The sequence below is a fragment of the Endozoicomonas sp. ALB115 genome (genome assembly GCF_049310245.1).
Taxonomy (GTDB): domain Bacteria; phylum Pseudomonadota; class Gammaproteobacteria; order Pseudomonadales; family Endozoicomonadaceae; genus Endozoicomonas.
On the sequence record NZ_JBLYZG010000032.1, the window covers coordinates 1 to 16,651 of the forward strand.

The following is a 16,651-nucleotide window of genomic DNA, read 5'->3' on the forward strand; positions in this document are numbered from 1 at the left end:
CACGATCAGCCAGAATCCATGTTCACGCCTGGCCAGAATTCGTGTTCACGCTTTGCCAGAATGAGCGTTCACGATTAGCCAGAATATGCACCAAATGCTGAAACATCTTCAGCATGGTCAAAAGTACTTGGCGATGCAGAGGCTTTTTTACCTGACCATTAATCCAGTCCATTTCATCGGGTTTAGGCTCCCAGATCGAACCATCCAGATCGTCAAAAGTGGTACGAGACCGCAGCCTTGGATAAGCCGTTTCATGAACTGCAACCATTGATACTTCGTCTTATTATTAATGCTCGGACTGAAAAAGCTCCATTCAGTCAACTTTTCCGCTTATAGGTACACCCCTGTACCGCAAATAGGAATAAAGTGTCGATTTGCAAATACCCAGATGAGAGGCGATCTCATCAACGGTTAATTGCCCTTCTTTATATAGAGTCTCTGCAGCACAAGCGATCTTCTGCGCTCGCTCGGGTAGCCCCTTAGGCCGACCACCTCTGCGACCGCGCAGCCGTGCAGACTCCAGTCCGATGCGGGTGCGTTCCCTGATAATCTCACGTTCAAATTCAGCCAGTGCCGCAAATAGATTAAAGCTTAACCTTCCCTGTGGCGTTGAAGTATCCACGGGGTCATTGAGGCTAATCAGGCCGATGTGCTGATCGATCAGCTCGCTGGCCAGAGAGACAAGATGTTGGAGTGATCGTCCCAGTCGATCCAGTTTATAAATGACCAGCATGTCACCAGGCCGGATTGCTTTCATAAGATCTTCAAGACCAGGACGGTCTGATTTTGCTCCGCTGGCAACATCCTGAAAAATTTTCTGGCAACCAGCTTTTCGCAGCGCATCAATTTGTGAATTCAGATTCTGGTCTGAAGTGCTGATACGGGCGTACCCAATTTTCATGTTGTCGGTCAAAGTCGTCTGCTGTTCTCAACACTACAGAAGAAAAGTAGACGATAAAAAGTTAGACGGCAAAACTACACGGTTTGGCGGGAGATACAGAGTGTGATCGAACCTCCGTGCCACAGTCTGAAAAAACGATCGTTTTATTAAACTTCTACCTGACTGCTTGGTAAAGAAGTCACTTTTTCTTTACAGAATTATGGAGTTTTCGAGTTTTTATGAAGATTTCACCCACTTACAGGCCACGTGCGTACCAAATCCATAATGAAGCCACTCCTCGGAGCAACCGCCGAGGTATCAGGCAACACCTTAGGTTGAAGTTCGCTCGCAGCAAGCCTCGGGCGAGTGAGACCCGAAGTGATTTATTGTGAACATAGCCTCACTGTTCTGTCGGATAGAGAGATGGATTGTTGTGCCTTAATAGATATTCTCACGGGAAGTGCAACTGTACTGAACCACAGCCATAACAGTTTGTTAGGCATCGAACAGATAGGGTCGGTTAAAAGAATCGCCAGCCTAATCTTTCTTTCTCTCTGCCTCAATTCCCCTAAGTGTTTGTGGTAGCCTGACTGACTTGGCAGGCCAGGCTCCCCATCGGGATTTCTGAGGCGAAAAAACATGCCTTGTGGGATTTTTCGTCCATCAACTTTGCTCATTACTACCTCAAAACAGCTCGAGAAAGAATACATTGCGACATGGTCGCCTAAATAGAAGGCAAATTAAGACACTAAGCCACAATATCGAATATTCGAGATGCGATAGCAGGCGCTAGCTTAAAGCCACAACCAGACCATCCTACCGCCCATATAAGATTTTTCTTAAAATCTGATTTTTTTATATACCCTTGGTTCGTTTGAGTATAACCATCAAATCCTCTTCGCCCTCCGCACAAAGGTGCATCTACCAGTGAAGATAATCTTTGAGTGGCAATAGATCGTGTATTTTCTGCACAAGAAATGCTTCTTTTTAAATCTGGATCAATATCCCACTCTAAAAGGGGGACTCCAACCAAACTACTACCATTAATGCAAGGCCTAGCGTAGAGCCCACCAAGTGTTTCGTCTATTAAAATAGGGTGAACTTTCGAGTTCTGAAAAAAGTGGATCTGTATTTCCCGGCTACGTACAGACTCAGGACAGTCAAGCGAAGCGGCCCAAGCTCCGTTGGCAATAACAAAGTGTTTAGCAGTCAAGCTACCGATATTTGTTTTAACTGCCTCAATCTTGCCTGATTTACTTACAAAACCGGATACTTCCGTACCTTCTAATATGTCACTTCCTAGATACTCAATCTTATCAACAAGAGATAAAGATATTTTTAATGGATCGGCATATCCTGCATTTGGTTCATGAACCACAATTACAGATTCAGAATCTTGCCAAGATATATTGGGGTAGAGTTCTGTACACTGATCTTTATTCAGTAGTTCTGAATAGTAAGAATACTTCTGATTTAATATCTGAATAATATGTTCTGTTTCACTTCGAGTTGAGGCATCTCTTACATATAAAGCTCCTGTTTTTACAAAACTATCTTTATATGGAATATTCTTGTTCGTATTAAAAAGGTTATAACTTTCTGCAGCAAACTCTGCCAACTCTATTTCTGGATCAAATACTCGAATTAATCCCCCAGACAGCCCCGTTGCACCTGCACCTGGACGTTTTTTTTCCAGTACTGCAACTTTTTTTCCATTAGTCGCTAGTTTATGAGCGGCTGAGAGACCTATTATTCCGCCGCCTACAATGATTGCATCATAATCCATTATATTCAGTGCTCATACTCAATTACAGAACTCAATTCTTCCCGCTCCCATTTAAGAACTTTGCGATAGTCATCCATCATTTTTTCTCTATCGCTTGCAACTAGAAACAGAGCACCAGCAGAGCTGCCAACCGAAAATGTTGGTCTGACATTTTGCCCTACTTTTGTACGCTTACGTAGTGAATGAAATGAAGTTAGAGATTCAAGCGTTTTCCATGAAGGTTCTTGACTAAGGGTGCCTTCATCATGAAAACGAAGTGAAACTTTCATACAATTGGTGGCTGTAGGCAATTGCCTTGCACTTATGCAAGCTTTTGATTCTTCTGATATAAAATTTAAACATGTCTCAATCACATGATTAGTTCCCTGTACCTGTAGAGGAGCAGATGGATCCATATCTCCATGCATACGTGCATTTACCTCAATTAACTCTGGTCCCTTTTCAGTTAAGATAACCTCCATATGGCATGGACCATTATGTAAACCGAGACAATCAAGTACATTGAAAGCATAAGAAATTATTGGTTCATGATGAGCATTTGATGAAAGAAGTTCCATGCACCGGAGTATAGGGGAACCATTTGTCTCTCGCTCTACCCGCCACAATTCTATCATACGGTGTTTTCCCAAATAACTGACTGTGTTTATTACGTATTCTTCACCTTTGGCACAGGTTTGTATAAGAACTTTTGGCTCATTGACCCCATAGACTGTCGAAGCATGTCGCGCGGAACGGAATGCAGTTTCTAATGCTTCGATGGAATGACACAACACTACACCGTTGACGCCAGTACTGATACGTGGTTTTACAACAAAAGGCATTGAATGATGAGAAGCCCAGCGTCGAAGCTCCTCTAAAGAATCAGTATAAATTTGCTTTAAATTACTCAATTTTGCAGCAGATAAGCAGCGAATCATTTCATACTTATCTTGTCTTGCTTCTGACAATAAAGGATCATTAAAAGCAGGCAAGCCTAAGTGATATGATAGATCGTTTGCTAGATGAACACCGGGGTCAGAACCTGGAATCACACCAACTATATCAAATGGTTGTAGCATCAGTAGGGTATTATCAATGGATTCATGTACTAAACATTGGATATAATTTTCCGGGATATGGCTCTTTAAAAAATATGGGGGGAGATTGATACGACTTTGAATGTGCAAAGAACATATCCCCATTTCTTCAAAACAAGGTGCTAGATAAGCACCTGTTGAATAAGCATCTACTAGCACTACAACTTTTTTTTTAGATACCATCGATAAGTTTTCCTAAAAGTATTTCGACAGATAAAACACCCCAGAATCAGGGAAGAGAGTCGCAACACGTCCACGTTTTATTTTTGGCAACAGAAGGTCAATACCTGCAGCAATACTGCCACTTGAGCCACCGGCTAGTATGCCTTCTTCTCGTGCTAAACGGTGACAAAACTCTAATGACTTGTTATCTGGCACTTGAATCACATCGTCTACGAAAGTACTGTCGAAACTCTCAGCTGGTTTTTTTTTGCCAAGGCCTTCAATGTTTGTACTGAAAGTATCAATAGCAACACTTTGATCGACTACAGATTTATAAATTGAGCCTGATGGCTCCACACCGATAATTTGAATATTTGGATTTCGTTCTTTCAAGAATCTTCCAATACCTGAGATCGTTCCTCCAGAACCAATACCACATATGAAATAATCGATTTTACCAGCAGTTTGTTCCCAGAGTTCGGGAGCAGTATCCATGTAATGAGCTTCACGATTCAACTCAGAACAATATTGATCAAGGTGGAAAGCGTTTGACTCTTCGGCTCTCGTACGAGCGAGAGAATAGTAGCTTTCGAGATTATCTTCAGATACATCCGAGCGACAAGATTGAACATCTGCTCCGTATGCTTGAATCCGATTGATTTTCTCACTGCTGGTAGTATCAGGTACGAATATTTCACAGTCTAGCTGTAAAACTGCACTGGCCATGGCAAGTGCAGCACCAGTATTACCAGATGAGTTTTCAACAATTCTTTGATTCTTCAACTTTTGTTTACTTTCAGCATATCTCAGCATATATCGCACCATCCTATCCTTGATGCTACCGCTGGGGTTCATAAACTCCAGCTTGGCCAAGACCTCAACATCCAAATGATCACTATATAGTCGTGATAGGGCGACAATAGGCGTATTACCTACAGCGTCCATAACTGACTCATATACTTTATTCTTCTCTATGGCTGTTTTTAAACGAGACTGCATGAAATAACTTCCTTAGTATCTTGGTGTTTTTTTGCTAATTCTATTGAAACATCCGCTACCAATTTGAGACCTTTTTGGAATTCTTCGGATTTAATTGTCAAAGGAGGCATTAGCTTGAGTATTTCATTTTGTGCTCCACATGTTTCTGCAATGAGATTATGCTTGAACAATTCCTTTGACGCTTTCTCAGCCAAACCATGTATTCCAAAATGTAGCCCCATCATCATACCTCGCCCAACAACTTTAATATTGTGCTGCTGTGCACTTTCAATACATGATGCAAGTTGCACTCGAGCCTGCTTTTCCCTAATCAGTGTCGTAGAAGTTAGGGAATCATTACTCCAGTACTTTTGAAGAGCTACCGTTGCAGAAACCATTGCTAAATTATTGCCACGGAATGTTCCTATATGCTCTCCAGCAGACCAGCAGTCTTGGGATCTAGAAACTAAATTGACTGAAAACGGAAGACCTAACCCACTTAATGATTTCGACAAGCAAACAATATCTGGCTTAATCCCTAGTGATTCAAATGAGAAAAAGTTTCCAGTTCTGCCACAACCAGCCTGGATATCATCCACTATCAATAGCGCACCAATTTCTTTAGCAAGTTGGGCAACACCTTGTGCCCACTGCTTGCTAATCGCATTCAGTCCACCCTCTCCCTGTACACATTCAATGATAAATGCAGCTGGTAAATCGGAGCCTGCGCCGGGCTTTGTGAGCATCGACTCAATTACATTTAACTGCTCTAATGTTGATAGTTCAAGAAAGTTTTCATAAGGCAAACGCATGATACCCGGTATTGATATACCTGCTAGGCCACGCTTTTCTGGATTAGCGGTCAGAGACAAGGCTCCAAGTGACATGCCATGATAACCTCCAGTGAAACAGGCAATAGTACTTCTTCCTGTGGATTTTCGTGCTAGTTTTATTGCTGCTTCAACGGCATCTGAACCAGTTGGGGCTGTGAATTGAACTTTGTAATCTAGCTGTCTTGGCTGCAGAATTAGAGTTTCGAACGTATGAAGAAAATTTGCTTTGGTTGTACTGTGTAAATCCAGAGAGTGCAATAATCCATCATTCTTCAGATATTTTATAACAGCAGCAATCATATCTGGATCGTTATGGCCGTAGTTCAAAGCTCCTGCTCCAGCGAAAAAATCTAGATATTGTGATCCCTCTGTATCCTCAAGCCAGGCCCCATTTGCAGCAGAGAAAATCACGGGAAAAGAACGACAGTAGCTACGAACTTCAGATTCAAGATTATTAAATATCTTCACAGCTTTCCCTCTTATGAATAGAGTGTAAAATAATTAGGCTTGAAATTATTAATAGAAAACCATTTATTAAGAATGGGCCTTCAATCCATTTTGATCCGGAAAATAATAAAATCACACTGAGTACAAGAGCTTCAGAAAGCTTATTAAGAGATACAAGCTTTGCTAACAACGCCCCCTCTTGCCCCTTTTTTGCATTTCTGTGTGTCAATGAAATTGTCAAAGGAAGACTCCAGCCGAGGCCAATACCGAGCAATATCGAAGAGCAGTAAAAAGCTAGAATTTGCACAGCGATTGCTAAGCTGAAAAATCCAACAGCAGCAATTAAAAAGCTAAGCCCAAGTAGATGCTTTTCAGGAATATAATGTATCAGTTTTGCAGTAAACAATCTTGATATGATTGCCGCTGCACCATATATACCAATAACTATCCCTATTTCATCTGCACCAAGCCCTCGATGGATTGCAAGTATTGGGGTCGCAAGAATAAAACTTGTCACACAGGCAAAGAGAACACCACTGCATAACGAAATGGGAAATTGATTTAAGGTGATTAAATCTAGCCAACTTGAACGAGCTTGGATACCCCTTATCTCAGGAGTTGTTTCGTCCATGTTGAAACGCCAACAAGACCAGAGCAACACCGCAGGTAATGGAATAGTAGTCATAAACGAAATAATAAGGAGCAAAGAGTAGGCTTCTGACTGTCCAAAACTAGCAATCACGACACCAACAGAAATAGGCCCCACCACATTGGTTAGTGCGACTAATTGCGACAACCAAGAGAAGTAGCGAGTTCTCTGATCCTTCCTTACTACTTCACCAACACCTTTTTGAGCAGCAACATTTATAAACAAAGAGCCGATACTTAAAAGGGCAGTATATGCTCCTAACATGATCCAACTTGAAGACATCCAAATACCAATAGTGCTAGCTAAAACCATTGTCCCAGCACCAATGAATAACCCATTCATTGACCCCACGTGATCGATAAATCGACCAACCGTAGAGCCTATAGCTACTTGGATAAGGGCAATGAAAATTCCAAACAGAGCCACTCCATTGAAACCATGCGACTGAATATGGGAATTTAATCCAATTAACACACGCGCAGCGTTATAGCAGACGAATCCAAATGAAAAACACCAAAATAAAGCAAACAGGTATAACCGATCGCCGCGTTGATTATCTTGAATTAAAAGCATTTTTAACCTTCAATAGCTAAACGATAATGAAGCCAGCTAGATTTTTTAATCTTAGGAATACCGTTATACAGCTGTTGGGCTACCTCATTATCAAAGGCTGTAGTCCATTGAATAGCAGGGTAGCCTTCACGACAAGCATGGTCATAGCAGGCTGTGATTAGCTGTCTACCTAAGCCTTTGCCCCGGCTTTCCTTTCTGACATATAAATCATTCATTACCAAGACATCTGCCGCTTGCGTACTAGAATAAAACTGGTAAAGGGTTGCAAAACCAAGACCTCGCCCATTTGAATCAATGATAATGAACTGTTTAGCTGTTGAAGAATTCAATATTGTTTTTTCAAAAAACAATCGGTTTTTTTTTATATCTGGCGTTGCACCGTAAAAACGTTGATACTCTTCTATCAGGGGTAATACAAGGTCAAAATTAGATTTATCAACATAAACCACATCTTTGCAATTATTCATATTAAAACTTCCTTTTTTATTAGGCGTATGGCAATTTTTTACACTTTGGTATTCCAGCACTTGTTTAGAAGTTACAGTACTTTAGGGTTAGGCATTACGCTATTGACTGATAATGTTCCGTAACAGACTCGGGAAAGTCAGACATACGTTTACTTATACTCCTAGCTATTTCTTGTGCCCGGAGAGAGACTAAACTGAATGAGCCAGCATCTCCTAAGCCATGAGATGATTCACAGAGTCCATTGAGATAAAGGTCAGGATATATGTGTTTATTAGAGTATCTAACTCGGTAGTCACGCTTAACTTCCAAGTAATGGTCTGTCCAGCTAAATAAAGGGGCGAGAGGCTCTATAATTTTAGGTAGTCCAGCACGTCCATTTCGACCGATATCCAAAAAACCAGTAGCTAGTATTAGTAGATCAACGTCCAGCTCTTCATCTACACTAGTGTAAAGATCGCGAATATGTAAATTAAGAGAATCGTTCTCTTTGGCTTCTATTATTTCATGATTCCTGATAATTTTCAGTCTACAATTTCCATCAAGGTTATCTTCATACATTCTGATATTAAGATTATTAATCACATCAATATCGGCTGATGAGTAGTTTGTCTGTCTGACCTGATGATCTAGTCTTTCACGCTTCTCCACAGAAAGAGCATGATAGTAATTTATAAACTCCGGAAAATAAACTTCATCACTAAACGGACTAGTGTCTTTTTGCCTATACGAAAAGCTTCGATGAATTGACACTATATTATCAAAGCCTTTGTTCAGTAGGTCTAAAAGGATCTCCACCGCACTTTGTGATGCTCCTAGAACTGCAATTTTTGAGCTTTTATCCAATTCAGAAATGGCTGGAAGATAATTAGTTAAATGTATTGCTTTTGTCGTATCAGCCAGACCTGAAATATTCGGGATATTTAACTTCCTACCAGTCCCCATAACCAGTCGTCGTCCTCGATATACATGGCCAGAAGAAGTTTCGACAACCCATATAGAGCCCTCATCAAGTTCTTCTATATGTATATGACTTGCTTCGATTCCGTAATCAACGTTATTAAATTGATTTGCAACCCAACATACGTAGTCATAGAAGTCTTTTCTAAGAGGATAATGTAAACCTGTATTAAGAAATAAGAAGAACTTCTTATTTACATGCAAATAATTAACGAATGTATATTGGCTACGTGGATTTACTGGCGTTATTAGATCCCGAAGCGGGTTATTTTGTATATCAGCCCCATTCAAAAGCATATTTTCGTGCCATGATGGACCTGTATTTTTTTCGATAAACTTAACTGTTTCATTGTTCCCATTCTCTTCTAGAGCTATTGCAAGCGCTATGTTTGATGGACCAAAACCAATTCCTAAAACATCATAAATCATTCTGAAAATACCTTTAATTCTGGTAGGTCTGATTCACGATGACAAAGTGGAAATTGTTTCCATGCAGCATCACATAAATTATAAATATCTCGAAGAGAGTGGCAATATTTTGGACAAAATGGCTCTAGTAACCAGATAATTATCGAAGGTATATATGGAATCATTTCTAAATTCCCCTCAGAAAGCTGATTATCTAAATACCGTAATATTATTAGAGAAGACCTCGCCATTGCTGATGCACTATAATTTTTCAATGTTATTTCATGAGAAATTAGATTTCTTATATCACTAGGTACTTTAAAAGCAAATGATTTTGAATCACATCTGTGTTTATTAAATGATTGAATTAAACCATTTATTGTTTTAGCTAGAGAACCCAAGCCTTCTTTAAATACAGATTTTACAAAATCAGCTTCCTGATGTTCTGGTCCATATATTGCTAAGTAAAGTCTTATGAGATCAGAATTATATCTCTAGCCAAGTTCCTAGCCCAAATTAGATGCCCTTTGCTAGTTGAGAACTTATTGGCTTCAAGATTGTAAAATTGATTAGTAATAAAAGCTGATGGTAATGGCCAGTCATACCCTGATTCTCTTGCCGCAATAGCTAATGATAGATGTACAAGGGTATAGAAATATGAATTGTCAAAGCCTAGAAACTGAACATAATGATTATCTGGTGAAATATATCCCTTTTCTTTACCGAAAAAATACATGTGACCAGGGTACATCTCACCCCATACATTAATTTGTTGATCTTTCAGATCTATAAATTCTGCATCTATACCTGTCCCTATTTTATAGGACAAAATAAATGGATCCAGTGATTTTGAGAGTAAACTGTCTAAGAGTTTTTCTAAGGCTGGACGGTGATGGGAATTTATTTTTTGAAGATGATCACTAATTTTTTGATGCATTGACTCAATATCGAGTACTAAGCGCTGTTCTTTTCGTATTTCGTATCTGCGGCGATCGATACCTAGAAGATCAACCCCTGAGTTAGGGTGTCCACATGTCTCGCATATGCCACCACAAGTCACATCAAAACAATGAGGACAGTAACCTGTAACAAAAGCTTCTACCGGATAGCTTTTCTCAATTCGGTCATAGAGGACATCAACTTCACAAATAGATATTTGTTTGAATTTGTAAAGGTCAGAAAAAAAATTTTTTACGAACTCTTCATAGCTGCTTTCTTGTTTGCCAAAGCAATCAACATCTATTGAATAAACTTCCAACGTCTTCGCAATTTTGGCTCTTGAGTCACGCAGTAGATCACCTGCATCTACAGAAAGCTTTATTGCTGTCTTTTCAACATAGGACTGATTATCATCAGTACTAACAGAGTAGTAAGTATTAATTCCTCTCTGCTTAAGTAAACGCTTAAAAATGTCAGCACCTAGATATGGTCCTGATAAGTGTCCTAAATGGAGATCTCCGTTTGGAGTCGGGGGTGGTGCGGCTATTAGATACGTCATAATCTTTATTTATTATATTCAAAAAGACAGAAAACAAGTTCTTTCCCCACTAAGAACTGTCAATAGAGACCTCTTAGACAGGCTTGTTAACCACTATGGAAAATAATTTTTTGCTGAACAGGACCTTGATACGCTTGATCGATTGGTTTCTTATGTTGAAACTTAGCATTTCTAGGTGATTTTTTTCAGCATTCCCCTGAAAACAGGATTATATTTTTTCCTCAATAGAATAAGAGGTTTCTTTTGAGTGAATAATAGACTTCATCTTCTCTAGAGATTCAGGCGAATCCCAATAGATAGTAAGAAAAACCAATTCATCTATAGCTGATATATTTTGAAATGAGTGTGTTTCATTACGAGGTATATAAACTACATCACCTTGCCCTAACTCTGCCTTTTCCGATCCAACTAACATTACACCTTGTCCAGAAATAACGATAAATGTTTCTAGTTCATCATGTCTATGAGGATCGGTAGATTCACCGGGTCTGACGGATGCAATTGCAGCACCCCATAATGGATCTACTACCTTATCCCAAGGATATAAACGGCGCAGGTCACAACCATATTCATACTTGGTATTAGCTTTTGTTTTTCTCTGAATATACATCAGTGTTCCATTGCGCATATTATAAAATTTAGTTGCGCAGATCCGATAAATCCTTATATAGAAAGCGACAGTGAACAGCTTCCAATAACCCTAAAGTTCCTTGTAATACATTATAATATATACGTCGATGGTTATGCAACAAAATCTCCCGATTATCTTGGATTTTTAGTGATATTTACTTTTTTATCGCACATTGAGAGATGTATGTAGTGCAGCCAAGCTCTACTATCCATACAGCATCACACTTGTAATGGCCGATCTTTGTAAGTCCACTCAAAGGGTTTTGCCATTTTCTCGTTGAAGAAGCCAACAAACCTGCAATTTTCAAGAAAAGTGTCGCTCAGTTTACGCAGCGAAATCATATTACCGTTGATTATCTGACCGCTCAGAGTTAAGCAACACTTCAGCTGGCAGCTACCAGTTTCTGGTTTCACGACTTCCCCAGTCGTTCAGAGTGTTGCTCTTTCTCCTGACAGTAAACATCGCCAGGTTTCCGTTTCAGAACTTCTCTGATCTTGCTCGGTATGCCTGACTTAAGGCGTCTGGAACTTAATGTTATATGTTTATGGTCCAGGTTGTACCAGTGCACATACTCTCTGGCCGATTTCAGACTGGAGAACTGATTCAGGTACTCTGGATGATATTTCATTGTTCTGAAGCCTGCTCAGAATTCTGCGTACGTGACAGTGAAATATTTTCCCCGCTTCCTATGTCCAGTTTGGCTATTCTGAAGTATCTGGTCAATCAGCGCTTCAACCAATAAAAGTGAGCATTTCAACAAGTTTCCTGACTGGATTTTCTTCTATAACAAGGGTGTGATTCGGGAAAATGACCGTCACGAACAGGACAAAATCATTAAGTGGAATCACCTTGCCACTAACATGCTCATTTTTTATAACGTCGAGGTGATGACCAGAGTATTGAAGAAACTGAAAGAAGAAGGGCACAAGATTACTGAAGATGATTTGAAGCACCTGTCTCCTTACATAGAGAGTGCAAACCGGCTGGGAGATTACCGTCTTGAGTTAGCCAAGCAGGTACGGCTTCTGGATTTTTCTATTTCGGTACTGTGAGCACCCCTTTCAGAATGTCACTGAAATCACTTATTATTTGGCATAATAGTTCTGAAGGCTATGTTCCCCTAAATGGTTGAACTCGCAAACTTCCCAGTATTCGGTTGCATAATCGATCATATGTTAAGGAATCTCTATCCGTAAGTGCTCTACGCCAGCCCAGATAATGTGCCAGATATTTTGTTGCAACCCCATGAAAAATCCCTGAAATCCACCCTTTTAAATGACTGTGATATGAATTCACATGCTGTAAGTGAAAAATACCTTCAACGACTCGTTGACCGGCAGATGTCACTATTTCTTTGAAGATGAAACCCAATTTTCGAGCCAGCTTTTCATGCGCTAGTGTTGCATCAGCACAGACAACGGTTTCTATATCTATTCGCCCATTGACATGAGAACACAGTTCGTCTGCTGTCTCATTTTTCAAAACGCCGTCAACAGTGTGGCACTCCCTGTCTCTGGCAACTACGACTGGAATTTTTCGGCAATCCACTTTTTTATCGTTACCCCGTTTTCGAGCAGGCCTTGGAAGGTTTTTCCTCTGGCCTTTGAATGACTCACGAAAAAAAGTTTCATCAATCTCTGCAATGCCACGGAGTACAGGAGCTTGGTCATACTCAATAGCTTGTAAGAAGCGATGTCGCCAACGAAATGATGTTCTCAATGTGATCCCGCACTCCTTAGCAGCAGGGCGAAGAGTCAACGAATGCGTCATACCTTCAAGATATTGAGACCATTTTTCCGGGTGTCTCAGGCGTGCCAGAGGCGTATTGGAAAAGGAATTGAACATTTTCCAGCAAGACTTGCATCGATAACGTTGTCTTTGGTTACGAATACCCCAGCGCTGTAGCTCTTCAGAATCACAATGAGGGCATTTGGGTGCTTGTGCAAAGCTCTCTTCGATAGAGGTGGCTATATCACAAGAGTAATGCGGTTCTGATAACGCATTAAGAAGAGTATATTTCTGTTGCTTTGTTAATGTCGGTAAGGCATTAAGAACATCTTGAAACTGTTGAGACTGCATAACAGAGCCTCCAGTAAAGGAGATTATGACAGTTTAGGTCCATCAACCACTATGAGCAACTTAGCCAGTTCTGAACATTAAAGGCGGCGAAATGCCTGGATACTATCAATACCGTTTTAATCTTGATCTTCGTGCCAGCGACAAAATCATCAAGAAGACAGCTAAGCTTAACCGCCTGAAATCGTGGACGTTCGAGGACCATATCCATCACTATACCAACTACATCGAACCAGACTTTATTAATACATTAGATTTCGGAATTTGTTGTGAAGAGTATTACTGGCGTATTGGTCAGCGCCGTATGATATTTCCCAAGGATGCAGACGTTCTGAACATGCTGTTACAGGCGAAGTTTTCCCTATCAGCGGTTGAAGGTTTTCGGTTGCCCTATGATCAGTTTATTTTAGCGATCCCGAAGGAATATAAGTTTGCCGGATTGTCTATAACGGGAGTTCTGGTGACGATGTGCCGGAATACTGATGAGATGAATGAGAAAATTGATCCATTCATCAAGGTATGCAGCAAAGGCACCGAGTCGGCACAAACGCCTCCTGATCGCAAGGGAATGCTGACGTTTAATTTTCAGTTTACTCATGATCCGGCAACAACATATTCTCGCATATCTGTGAACTTAGAAGATTTGCCACGTATTCTGTCAGCAAACAGATATCAGGATCTTGCCGACATTCTCCCAGGGTTTGCTTCAAGAGGATATCTTCACACGGAGCGTTGTGATAATGCGGAATTGCAGGCTCATTATGAGTTGCTGAAACTGGTGGTGTCTATGTCAGTGTATGTTATGTACGCACGAAGCAATGATCGCCATGATATTTTGCAGGATGGACTGCCAGGAAAGTTCAGCAATCACCAGTTTGCATCTCTGGGTCATCGTCGTAGCAAACACATGACTTTAGGCAGTATGTCTGGTGTTAGGGAAAATAGAACATCCCCGAACAGTCACTACAGGTCATGGCATTTTCGTCAGCTGGTACATGACAAGTATTATCAGAATGAATATCAGGGCATGGAAAAGGGGAGCCGGATCGTTTTTGTTTCTGATACTTTGGTTTCCAGCAAGGCCAAGCCAGCAACACTGATGGAGTAATTTAGCGGTTTGTGTATCCGAGCAACTGAATCGGCAATTTCTTCATGAAGAACAATGGCTTACCAGAATTTTCTGACGTAAAAGCAATTTTGCAGGCCGAGCCCCGCTTACCAGCTTGTACATTTAGGAATACACCTACGTTATAAGCCAGTAACTTGCGGGCCATTCTTGCTGTCATGCGCCACATATTACGGCAGCCACTGTGCTCAATATCGAAATAATGTGCCAACTGTCCAATGACGGTTTCGATTCTGCGCCTGACCCGCATAATCAGTTTGACGAATTTTTTTGGCCGGTTATCTTTCATGTTTTTTTTCAATGGCGTTTGCAGGTCGATACCAACCGCTTCGCAATCCTCTTTGAAAATCGGCTTAATGTAGCCTTTGTCTCCCAACAACAACCCGGCTATCGTTTCTATCAAATCGTAAGCTGCATCTCTCTCGTCAACGTTCGCAGGTGTCAGGCTCAGTGAAACTGGAATGCCCGTCATTGAAATTAACAGATGCCCCTGAAAACCAAAAAACTTCCTGTCTTTTGAAGCACAGTAGCCATAAGCCACTTCGTCATTAAATATTTTCCGACGTTTTGCCCGAACCCGCTTGCAAACCTCTATGGGGAAACCATCAATCAGGTGAACATTATCCCTGTCAGCGCCCAATATTTGCACCAGATGCTCTGTGATTTTTTGCTTCACAGCCCAGAGGTTCGCCCCCTGTGATGCCAGCTTGGTTCTGGCGGGAATGTTTGGAAAAAAGTGTAGCCAGTGTCGTCGAAAATATTTCCAGATATTTTTGTCCTTGTGATGTCCAAGCCATTCACCCACTATTTCAATGGTAATAACCTCGCTATCACTGAGCTTGGGCTCATAGCCACGAGTACGTATAGGTGTGGGAAAAAGCTTTTGGAATAAATCATCAATCAGACAAAAGACATTAATGATAAACTCTTCTTCAGGCATGACTGTCACCGGCTATTAAGCAATCTGTTTTAGAGGGCAGGTTGGTTAAGGTGTAGTCATGCCTTATGTGATGTCAAAAGTCGGCCTTCGCGTAACTCTTTCAGAGCCTTGGCGCAGGTATCTAGATCCATGGTAGAAAACTTAGGCGGCAAATAGTTCGATGATAGTGGAAATATGGTGGGCTTGTACAGGGACTGCTTCCGGTTTGTTGATTGTTTTCAGGAAGCAGTCAGTAAGTATTTACTATGCCGAATAGTGAGCAATACCATCCATAAACATCTGCACCGAGAGCATCACCAGGATCATCCCCATCAGCCGCTCAATGGCAAATATGCCCCGACTACCCAGTAATTTCATAATTTTACCCGACATCATCAGAATGGCAGCGCTCAATGCCCAGGAGATAAAAACGGCCATGGCCAGTGGCCACTGATTTCCCGGATGCTGGCTGGAGACCAGCATCAGCGTTGCCAGAATGGATGGGCCGGCAATCAGGGGAATCGCCAGGGGAACAATAAATGGTTCACCGTCTGGGGTACTGCCCATGATGCCACCACCCCGGCTGGATGGGAAAATCATGCGAATGGCGATAATAAACAGGATAATTGCACCGGCAATACTCACCGATTCCTGCTTCAAATGCAGTGATAGCAGCAGGTATTTTCCGGCAAAAAGGAAGATCAGAAGAATAACCAGGGCAATCAGCAGCTCTCTGATAAGCACCTTGCTACGCCTCTGTTTAGGAACTCCTTTCAGAACTGAGATAAAGACAGGCATATTGCCCAAAGGATCCATGATCAGGAAAAGCAGTATAACGGTTGAGTAAATGTCCATGTTTGAAAAAGCCAGCTGTGTTTATCAGGGAGCGCTTATAACATATTCACCAGAGGCATAGAAAGGCCTCCGGTGGGATATTCAGTGCATTAAATCAGCCTAAGACTCTTTGGCGGGCAAGGATAGACAGCAAGCGGGAATCGTTGCTCCTGCCATCACCATTGCCGTCAAGATCAATGGTATCTTCCAACTGGAGCCTGGTGTGGTACTCCAGGGCTGCTTCCCTGGATTTTTCTATATCAGCTCTGTCTTTGGCCGCATCGGCTAACTCGGCTTGTCTATAGATAGGGTTGTTTTCCTGGTTCACATTGTAAAGTTGACTCATATTA

At 41.2% G+C, this 16,651-nt stretch carries 19 protein-coding genes; 2 read left to right on the forward strand and 17 right to left on the reverse strand.

Features of this window, described 5'->3' with window-relative positions:
* Window positions 1-22: 22 nt before the first annotated feature.
* The 13 genes from ACO6VE_RS14590 to ACO6VE_RS14650 form a co-directional block, all read right to left on the reverse strand.
* Complete coding sequence (locus ACO6VE_RS14590) at window positions 23-268, reverse strand: hypothetical protein (protein WP_422461979.1); 246 nt, start codon at window positions 266-268, stop codon at window positions 23-25.
* Window positions 269-313: 45 nt separating this feature from the next.
* The gene (locus tag ACO6VE_RS14595; RefSeq protein WP_422461981.1) at window positions 314-913 is read right to left on the reverse strand and encodes a recombinase family protein; all 600 of its coding nucleotides are present in this window, start codon (window positions 911-913) and stop codon (window positions 314-316) included.
* Between the two features lie 715 nt (window positions 914-1,628).
* Entirely contained in the window at window positions 1,629-2,666 is a 1,038-nt protein-coding gene (locus ACO6VE_RS14600; RefSeq protein WP_422461983.1) for an NAD(P)/FAD-dependent oxidoreductase, read from the reverse strand.
* A gap of 5 nt (window positions 2,667-2,671) precedes the next feature.
* The gene (locus tag ACO6VE_RS14605) at window positions 2,672-3,925 is read right to left on the reverse strand and encodes an ATP-grasp domain-containing protein (RefSeq protein ID WP_422461985.1); all 1,254 of its coding nucleotides are present in this window, start codon (window positions 3,923-3,925) and stop codon (window positions 2,672-2,674) included.
* A 12-nt stretch (window positions 3,926-3,937) separates the two neighbouring features.
* Window positions 3,938-4,903 carry a PLP-dependent cysteine synthase family protein gene (locus ACO6VE_RS14610; protein WP_422461987.1) on the reverse strand — a complete coding sequence of 322 codons (966 nt, stop codon included), beginning with the start codon at window positions 4,901-4,903 and terminating at the stop codon, window positions 3,938-3,940.
* A complete protein-coding gene (locus ACO6VE_RS14615; RefSeq protein ID WP_422461989.1) occupies window positions 4,888-6,183 on the reverse strand; it encodes a diaminobutyrate--2-oxoglutarate transaminase in 1,296 nt (431 codons plus the stop codon). The genes ACO6VE_RS14610 and ACO6VE_RS14615 overlap by 16 nt, the downstream gene beginning before the upstream one ends.
* Window positions 6,170-7,384 (reverse strand): MFS transporter, encoded by a 1,215-nt coding sequence (locus ACO6VE_RS14620; protein ID WP_422461991.1) that lies wholly within the window; start codon window positions 7,382-7,384, stop codon window positions 6,170-6,172. The genes ACO6VE_RS14615 and ACO6VE_RS14620 overlap by 14 nt, the downstream gene beginning before the upstream one ends.
* 2 nt (window positions 7,385-7,386) lie before the next feature.
* On the reverse strand, window positions 7,387-7,851 hold the full coding sequence (locus ACO6VE_RS14625; RefSeq protein ID WP_422461993.1) for a GNAT family N-acetyltransferase: 465 nt from the start codon (window positions 7,849-7,851) through the stop codon (window positions 7,387-7,389).
* 94 nt (window positions 7,852-7,945) lie between these two features.
* Window positions 7,946-9,238: a SidA/IucD/PvdA family monooxygenase gene (locus ACO6VE_RS14630; RefSeq protein WP_422461995.1), complete on the reverse strand. Its 1,293-nt coding sequence runs from the start codon at window positions 9,236-9,238 to the stop codon at window positions 7,946-7,948.
* Window positions 9,235-9,618, reverse strand: coding sequence for a hypothetical protein (locus ACO6VE_RS14635; protein ID WP_422461997.1), 384 nt, complete (start codon window positions 9,616-9,618; stop codon window positions 9,235-9,237). The genes ACO6VE_RS14630 and ACO6VE_RS14635 overlap by 4 nt, the downstream gene beginning before the upstream one ends.
* 71 nt (window positions 9,619-9,689) lie before the next feature.
* The gene (locus ACO6VE_RS14640; protein ID WP_422461999.1) at window positions 9,690-10,715 is read right to left on the reverse strand and encodes a class I tRNA ligase family protein; all 1,026 of its coding nucleotides are present in this window, start codon (window positions 10,713-10,715) and stop codon (window positions 9,690-9,692) included.
* A gap of 208 nt (window positions 10,716-10,923) precedes the next feature.
* Window positions 10,924-11,325, reverse strand: a complete 402-nt coding sequence (locus ACO6VE_RS14645; protein ID WP_422462001.1) for a cupin domain-containing protein — start codon at window positions 11,323-11,325, stop codon at window positions 10,924-10,926.
* A 430-nt stretch (window positions 11,326-11,755) separates the two neighbouring features.
* Complete coding sequence (locus ACO6VE_RS14650) at window positions 11,756-11,974, reverse strand: hypothetical protein (RefSeq protein ID WP_422462003.1); 219 nt, start codon at window positions 11,972-11,974, stop codon at window positions 11,756-11,758.
* Window positions 11,975-12,068: 94 nt separating this feature from the next.
* On the opposite strand from ACO6VE_RS14650, the gene ACO6VE_RS14655 reads away from it, so the two are divergent.
* The gene (locus ACO6VE_RS14655) at window positions 12,069-12,398 is read left to right on the forward strand and encodes a Tn3 family transposase (protein WP_422462049.1); all 330 of its coding nucleotides are present in this window, start codon (window positions 12,069-12,071) and stop codon (window positions 12,396-12,398) included.
* A gap of 58 nt (window positions 12,399-12,456) precedes the next feature.
* On the opposite strand, the gene ACO6VE_RS14660 is transcribed toward ACO6VE_RS14655, so the two are convergent.
* Complete coding sequence (locus tag ACO6VE_RS14660) at window positions 12,457-13,425, reverse strand: IS1595 family transposase (RefSeq protein ID WP_422462005.1); 969 nt, start codon at window positions 13,423-13,425, stop codon at window positions 12,457-12,459.
* Window positions 13,426-13,516: 91 nt separating this feature from the next.
* Between ACO6VE_RS14660 and ACO6VE_RS14665 the strand changes: the two genes are divergently transcribed.
* Entirely contained in the window at window positions 13,517-14,530 is a 1,014-nt protein-coding gene (locus ACO6VE_RS14665; protein WP_422462007.1) for a hypothetical protein, read from the forward strand.
* A gap of 1 nt (window position 14,531) precedes the next feature.
* Here the strand turns inward: ACO6VE_RS14665 and ACO6VE_RS14670 are convergent, their stop codons facing one another.
* The 3 genes from ACO6VE_RS14670 to ACO6VE_RS14680 form a co-directional block, all read right to left on the reverse strand.
* The gene (locus tag ACO6VE_RS14670) at window positions 14,532-15,488 is read right to left on the reverse strand and encodes an IS982 family transposase (protein ID WP_422462009.1); all 957 of its coding nucleotides are present in this window, start codon (window positions 15,486-15,488) and stop codon (window positions 14,532-14,534) included.
* A gap of 243 nt (window positions 15,489-15,731) precedes the next feature.
* Window positions 15,732-16,322 (reverse strand): YhgN family NAAT transporter, encoded by a 591-nt coding sequence (locus ACO6VE_RS14675; RefSeq protein ID WP_422462011.1) that lies wholly within the window; start codon window positions 16,320-16,322, stop codon window positions 15,732-15,734.
* A 94-nt stretch (window positions 16,323-16,416) separates the two neighbouring features.
* Window positions 16,417-16,647 carry a hypothetical protein gene (locus tag ACO6VE_RS14680; protein ID WP_422444392.1) on the reverse strand — a complete coding sequence of 77 codons (231 nt, stop codon included), beginning with the start codon at window positions 16,645-16,647 and terminating at the stop codon, window positions 16,417-16,419.
* Window positions 16,648-16,651: the final 4 nt, after the last annotated feature.